This is a genomic window from Streptomyces sp. ISL-87, from assembly GCF_018614095.1.
Lineage (GTDB): Bacteria > Actinomycetota > Actinomycetes > Streptomycetales > Streptomycetaceae > Streptomyces.
Genome location: NZ_JAGGOY010000126.1, coordinates 1 through 6,249 on the forward strand (window position 1 = coordinate 1; position 6,249 = coordinate 6,249).

Below are 6,249 nucleotides of genomic sequence, written 5' to 3' on the forward strand. Positions count from 1 at the left end.
AAGACCCATCTCGGCCACATCTTCGCCGCCACCGCTATCAACATCATCAGACTCGACGCCTGGCTGACCGGAACACCACTCGGCGAGACCAGGACCTCACACCTTGCCCGACTCGAACTGACCGCCTAACGACAAGGCGGCCAGGCCCGGATTACGGATTTCCCAACGGAGTCCTTCAGGGAGGGGAGGATGTCAATGACGGAGCGTGGTAGCCGTGCTGGGGCTGCACTGCAGGACACGGCGCAGCGCCTTGAGCGGTCGGTCGGCGGAGAGCTCCTTGATGACGGACAGCACCCTCTGCTCCTCGTGGGGTCAGACCTCGATGTACGCCACGACCACCACGGTGCGCAGGACGGTGACGAAGTACAGGACGCGGACGGCTTCGACTTCGTCGGCGTACTGGCGAACCTGTCGGCGTCGGCGCGGGTCTTGGCCCGCCTACGCGCGCAGGCCGCGACGGATCAGAACTGGCCCATGGCTGGGTGGATAGCGGCGACGCAACCGAATGGCGTCAAGAGGTCCAGCTGATCCTCCGTGTACTGGGCTGTCAGCGGTCAATCACCGTGTCGGCGTCACGGAAGTTGTGCAGAACCCCGTTCCATGGGGGAAGCCAGTGCCCGCCAGGCGGTGGCGGCCGTCACCACCGAGGCCGGCTCCGGGCCGCCTCAGGCACCAGTGCCCTGTGCCGGGGAGGAGTCAGGCGCGGGAGAATCGTGGCGTGATCGGTGACGACGACGCGTATTTGTGGCTTGAGGATGTTGAGGGTGAGGCCACGCTGGCCTGGGTGGGGGAACGGAACGCGGAGACTCGTGCCGCGCTGACGTCGGATCCCGTGTTCGCCGCCCTGCGGGACGGGCTGCGTGAGGTGTTGGACGCTTCGGACCGGATCCCTTACATCGCCCGCTATGGCGGGTTCCTCTACAACTTCTGGCAGGACGCCGACCGGCCGCAAGGCGTGTGGCGGCGTACGACGCTGGAGCGGTACCGCAAGGACGTTCCGCTCTGGGAGGTTCTCCTGGATGTCGACGCGCTGGCGGTGGCGGAGGGGGAGAAGTGGGTGTGGGCCGGGGCCCACCTGCGTTACCCCGGCTATGGACGGGCGCTGGTGCGCCTGTCGCGGGACGGGTCGGACGCGGTCGTGGTCCGCGAGTTCGACCTCGATGCCCGCGCCTTCGTCGCGGGCGGTTTCGAGGTGGGCCAGGCCAAGACGCAGATCGGGTGGATTGACGCCGACCACGTCTTCATCGGCACCGACTTCGGCCCCGGTTCTCTGACCGCTTCCGGGTATCCGCGTACGGTACGCCGGTGGCGGCGCGGCACTCCGCTGGAGGAGGCAGAGCTGGTCTTCGAGGCGGAGGTGGGGGACGTCTCGGCTTCCGGCTGGCACGACGCGACGCCGGGCTTCGAGCGGAGTTTCCTCTCACGCGCGCGCGACCTGTACCGCAGTGAGATGTTCTGGCTGGCGGAGGACGGCCGGCGGGTGAGGATCGACGTGCCGGATGACGCGAGCGCCTACGCGTACCGGCGGTACCTGGTCGTCACCACGAAATCCTGTTGGCTGGGCCATCCGGCCGGCTCGCTCCTGGCGTTCGGCTTCGATGCGTTCCTCGCGGGCGACCGGACGGCCCAAGTGCTGTTCACCCCGGATGCCCGGACCGCGCTGGCGGGGCACTGCTGGACCCGCCACCACCTGATCCTCCAGACGATGCGCGATGTGGCCACCCGCATCGAGGTCCTCACCCCGCATGACGAGGGCTGGTCGCGCAGAGAGCTGGCTGAGGTTCCGCCGCTGTCGGCGGCCACGATCGTGGATACCGACCCGGACCACTCGGATGAGTATTTCCTGGACGTGGACGGCTACCTGAGCCCCTCGACCCTCTACTACGGTCACCTCGGCGCCGAGATGGAGGTCATCAAGCGGGCCCCGGCCGGCTTCGAGGCGGCCGGGCTCTGCGTGGAGCGGTTCTTCGCGACCTCGGCGGACGGCACCCGGGTGCCGTACTTCGTGGTCGGCCCCGACCACCGCGCTGCCGGGCCGGGACCCACGCTGTTGTACGGGTACGGCGGCTTCGAGTACTCCCTGACCCCTTATTACAGCCCGATCACCGGCCGGGCCTGGCTGGAGCGAGGCGGCACATATGTGGTGGCGAACATCCGCGGCGGCGCCGAATACGGCCCGGCATGGCACCAGGCCGCCCTCGGCGAAAACCGGGTGCGCTCCTTCGAGGACTTCGCGGCGGTCGCGGCCGACCTCGTCGCCCGCGGGATCACCACCCCTGCCCAACTCGGCGCGGCCGGAGCCAGCAACGGCGGCCTGCTGATGGGAGCCATGCTTGTCCGCCATCCGCGGCTGTTCGGCGCGATCGTCGCCGAGGTCCCCATGCTGGACATGCTCCGCTTCCACCGCCTGCTGGCCGGAGCATCCTGGACCGCCGAGTACGGCAACCCCGACAGCGAAACCGACCGTACCCACCTTCAGGCCATCTCCCCGTACCACAACCTGACCGCCGGCCAGCCCTACCCGCCCGTGTTGCTGATGACCTCCACCCGTGACGACCGCGTCCACCCCGCCCACGCCCGCAAGACAGCCGCCCGCCTCCGCGAACTGGGCCACCAGGTCCTCCTCCACGAGAACACCGGCGGCGGCCACGCCGGCGCCAGCGACAACGAGCAGACAGCCTTCAACCACGCCCTGGTCTACACGTTCTTGCGGCAGAACCTCCATACGGACGACAGTGCGACTCCAGCGCCTTGACCGCGGGAACACCCTTGCTTCAGTTGCTCCGTTTCCGGACCACTGCCCGTCCCCGACGGCGATGGGTACGGGCTGCGGAACTGGTACGTGGACGTTGGGCGTCCCACGACCCCTACCGAGGCGGGGTTCGACACCTTCGACCTGACGGTCCGGGGAATGGGCCTTTAAGCCCAGCGCATCCCGATCGCTGCTAGCTGTTCCACCCGCTCGGGCGCCTGTTTGGGGTGGCCAAGCTGCCGGGCCGGGAGTATCCGCCGCCTGGCCACGGCTAGCCGCGCCCGTGAAGGCTCATGGCGGCGGTGCGGAGTGCGAGGGTGGTTGTCGCGGCGTCGGCGATGGTGGTTGGCCGGAGCAGGCTGATCGCGGCGAAGGTGGTGGCGTCGCTCCAGGCGCACACGGCCTGGTCCCCGGCAGGGCCCGTGGTCAGTCCGCAGCTGAGGCCGCCGCCGTACGGTCCCGCGTCGAAGGAGGTCGTATCGCGGGCTTTGGCGCCGGCGAAGAAGTTACGGAACTCCTGCGAGATAGACGTGCTCGCCTTCTCCGCCTTCAGCCGGTCATCTCCCTCAGTGGTACGGAGCATGAGGATGAGGTCGGCGTTTTCGTCGCCGTCCTGGTCGTAGAAGCCGACCCACTGACCTTCGGGCACCTTGCGGCCTGCCAGCCACGCGGCTTCGGTCCGCTCGGCGGCCGCACCGGTCATCAGCCGGAAGTCCGCGAAGCCGCCCGGCAGCGCTGCCCGCGGGGCACCCTCGGTCGTTTCCTGCACGACGGACTCGGCTGGTGTCGCTTCGGATGCGCGGGGCTCGGGATCGTAGGAGAGCGTCGCCTTCAACATGGCACCTACCGCGATCAGAGTCGTCACACCCACGACCAGCAGGTGCCGTCTCCTTTCCTCGCGCAGAGTCTGAGCGTGGTCACCGCCGGGTGATGTCGACGGCGCGCCAAGGCTCCGCGGTGTGTCCGTGGGTGACGTGGTTCATCGATGTGGCGACGAGGGTGATCGTGGGGTGGCGGTCACTCCGCATCAGCCGGCCCGGGACGCGGTGCTGGCCGCGCTGCGCACAGGGATCAGCCGCCAGGATCCGTACGGGCCGTTCGGTGGTCTGCCGACCGTGGTGCGGGTGGACCGGGGCAAGGAGTTCCTGTGTCGGACGGTGGAGCGCGCTTTGGGCGCTTTCGCGGTTCCGGTGGATGGTCTGCCGGCGTACAAGCCGTACCGCAAGGGCACCATCGAGTCGTTGAACGGCGCGGTGGAGGAGATGCTGCTGGTCTCGCTGCCGGGCTTTACGCATCGTGCTCGCCCCGCGGAGGCGTACCGGCCGGATGCGCTGGAGGATCTGCTCTCGTACCCGGACTTCGTGAAGGTGCTGCTGGACTGGGTGGCCTGGTGGAACACCGAGCACCACCCTGCGGGTCTTGCGGACGGGCTGACGCCGTTGGCGGCGTGGGAGGCGGATCCGGGGCCGCTCGAGGACGTTGTGGAGGATCGGCTGGCGTTCTTCGCGCTGGAAGACGACGGCCGGCAACGGAAGATCACGACGAAGGGGATCAGCTGGCGCCGCCGCTTCTACATCGCACCGTGGATGGCCGGGCACGTCGGCATGCGGGTTCGGCTGCGGTATCTGCCGCACTATGACGGGCAGATCGAGGTGTTTGCTACCGAGGAGTGGGGCCGGCATCTGGGTACCGCCTACCTGGCCCAGGCGGCGACGCTGGAGCAGCGCCGGGCGCTGAGTTCGGTCAGGGAGAAGAACGCCCGGGCGCTGAAGGCGGATTTGAAAGCGGCGGAGAAGCTGCGCCGGACCGGTATACGACCTCGACCACGGCCGCTGCGCCTCGTCCGCGGCGCACGGTGACCGCTGTGCAGGCCCAAGCAGAAATCGCCGAGGCCAGGGCGGTGGATTTGGCGGCCCGTGCCTTGCCGGATTTGATTCCGCCCCGTGAGCCCCCGTCCTCGTGGGCACGCCCGGTTGTCCGCCCTCGCCCTGTAGCCGGCCCGCCACCGGACGCCGGGCAAGCGGCTGACGGCGGGCGGGCCGGAGGCGCCCACGCACTTGGCAACAGCGAGGAGTGTTGAGGATGGCGACTGCCGAACGTAAGGGCCGGCTGCCCCGGGAGCGTGAGGACCACTTCCCGCACACACTGCTCGCCGAAGCCCGCTGGACGAGCCCCTGCCTCAGCCGGCCGCTCGCCGACTTCTTCCACGCCCACCACCTCCTCGACGCCCCCGCCGATACCGAGGACACACAAGCCACGGCCCGGCGAGAGCGCCGGATCCAGGCCGTCCCATTCCCGCTGCGCCCAGCCGTACGTGCTTTCGCGGAGGCTGGTGGCCCGGCGCCAGGATGCCGAGCGTCTTGGGCTGCGACCGAACCAGCTCAAGACCATCGAGATCCGCCTCGATGTCGTCCGGGACCTGGCACTCCACATCCACGCTCGGGGGCACGCCACCTGGGCAGGCGTGAGTGTCGCTGACCTGGAGGCATTCCTGGCCCGCAACCCGGCCCGCAGGTGCGAAGTGTCGGTTTCGTGTCAGTGGCGTATGTCAGTGACGAGATGTCAGGTTGCTGGGGTTCGTGCTGGTCATCGGGTGGGGCGGTGTACCCGTCACTGACATGGGGCGGCATGTGGAAGCGATGCCGCTGTCATGTGGTGGCATATCCCGTAGACCGCCACTGTCACGGGAGCGGTGCTTCTCAGCCCCGCAATGGGGCTCCTGGCCCCCGGGCCCGGCATGACTGTGTGCTCCCTGCCGAAGGCATGGCCTGGGGGGTGGTGTCACCGGGTCTGGGGCAGTGCTTGATGGCGGGGCTGTCCGGGGCGTTCGCCGTGTCGGGTGGCGGTCCGGCCTCCCTTGGAGGTGGGGGAGGCCGGAGCGCTCAGGGCGTGTGCTTTGCGGCTGGTTCAGGGGATGGCGTGATCTGTTGGCTCCGGCACTGTGGCTGCTCGCAGGTCAGAGGCCTGTGGTGCTCAGTACTCGTCGTGGTGGTCGGCCTTGTGGTGGTAGGCCTTGTCACCGCCGCCGTCGTTGATGCAGGTGTTGCCGACGGCCGGGTTGAGGAGGCCGATGATGTTGACGGTGTTGCCGCAGATGTTGATCGGGATGTGGATGGGCACCTGGAGGACGTTGCCGGACAGGACGCCGGGGGAGCCGATGGCAGCGCCCTCGGCCGTGGCGTCCGCGGCGGCCATGCCAGCGCTGCCGACGAGGACGGCAGCGGCTGAGGCGGTAATCGCTACGGCCTTTGCGATACGGGACATCAAGATCTCCTAGAGAAGGGGGCCTGCCGCAGGGAGTGCGGCACGTGCTCCGTCCAACAGCACGAGCGAGTAGCCGGTTACGGCCGTTGGGCCGGATCGGTGACCTCAGGTCACCTCTCCAGTCCTGTCGGCAGGCGGGAGGCAAAGCGGATGACCGGGTCTGAGTGCGTTGTGGCAAAGGGAGCCCCTGTTCGATGAGCAGGGGCTTCTTTGTGTTCGGAGCATGATCGTGG

At 68.7% G+C, this 6,249-nt stretch carries 5 protein-coding genes; 3 read left to right on the forward strand and 2 right to left on the reverse strand.

The window, feature by feature from the left end:
- Window positions 1-195 precede the first annotated feature (195 nt).
- Complete coding sequence (locus J7I97_RS35150) at window positions 196-528, forward strand: hypothetical protein (RefSeq protein ID WP_214943802.1); 333 nt, start codon at window positions 196-198, stop codon at window positions 526-528.
- A 193-nt stretch (window positions 529-721) separates the two neighbouring features.
- A complete protein-coding gene (locus J7I97_RS35155; protein ID WP_215060345.1) occupies window positions 722-2,755 on the forward strand; it encodes a prolyl oligopeptidase family protein in 2,034 nt (677 codons plus the stop codon).
- Between the two features lie 268 nt (window positions 2,756-3,023).
- On the opposite strand, the gene J7I97_RS35160 is transcribed toward J7I97_RS35155, so the two are convergent.
- A complete protein-coding gene (locus J7I97_RS35160; protein WP_214943806.1) occupies window positions 3,024-3,590 on the reverse strand; it encodes a hypothetical protein in 567 nt (188 codons plus the stop codon).
- A gap of 172 nt (window positions 3,591-3,762) precedes the next feature.
- Here J7I97_RS35160 and J7I97_RS35165 point away from each other — a divergent pair, with 172 nt between their 5' ends.
- Entirely contained in the window at window positions 3,763-4,611 is an 849-nt protein-coding gene (locus J7I97_RS35165) for a Mu transposase C-terminal domain-containing protein (RefSeq protein WP_214943808.1), read from the forward strand.
- A gap of 1,114 nt (window positions 4,612-5,725) precedes the next feature.
- Here the strand turns inward: J7I97_RS35165 and J7I97_RS35170 are convergent.
- Window positions 5,726-6,016 (reverse strand): chaplin, encoded by a 291-nt coding sequence (locus tag J7I97_RS35170; RefSeq protein WP_214943810.1) that lies wholly within the window; start codon window positions 6,014-6,016, stop codon window positions 5,726-5,728.
- Window positions 6,017-6,249: the final 233 nt, after the last annotated feature.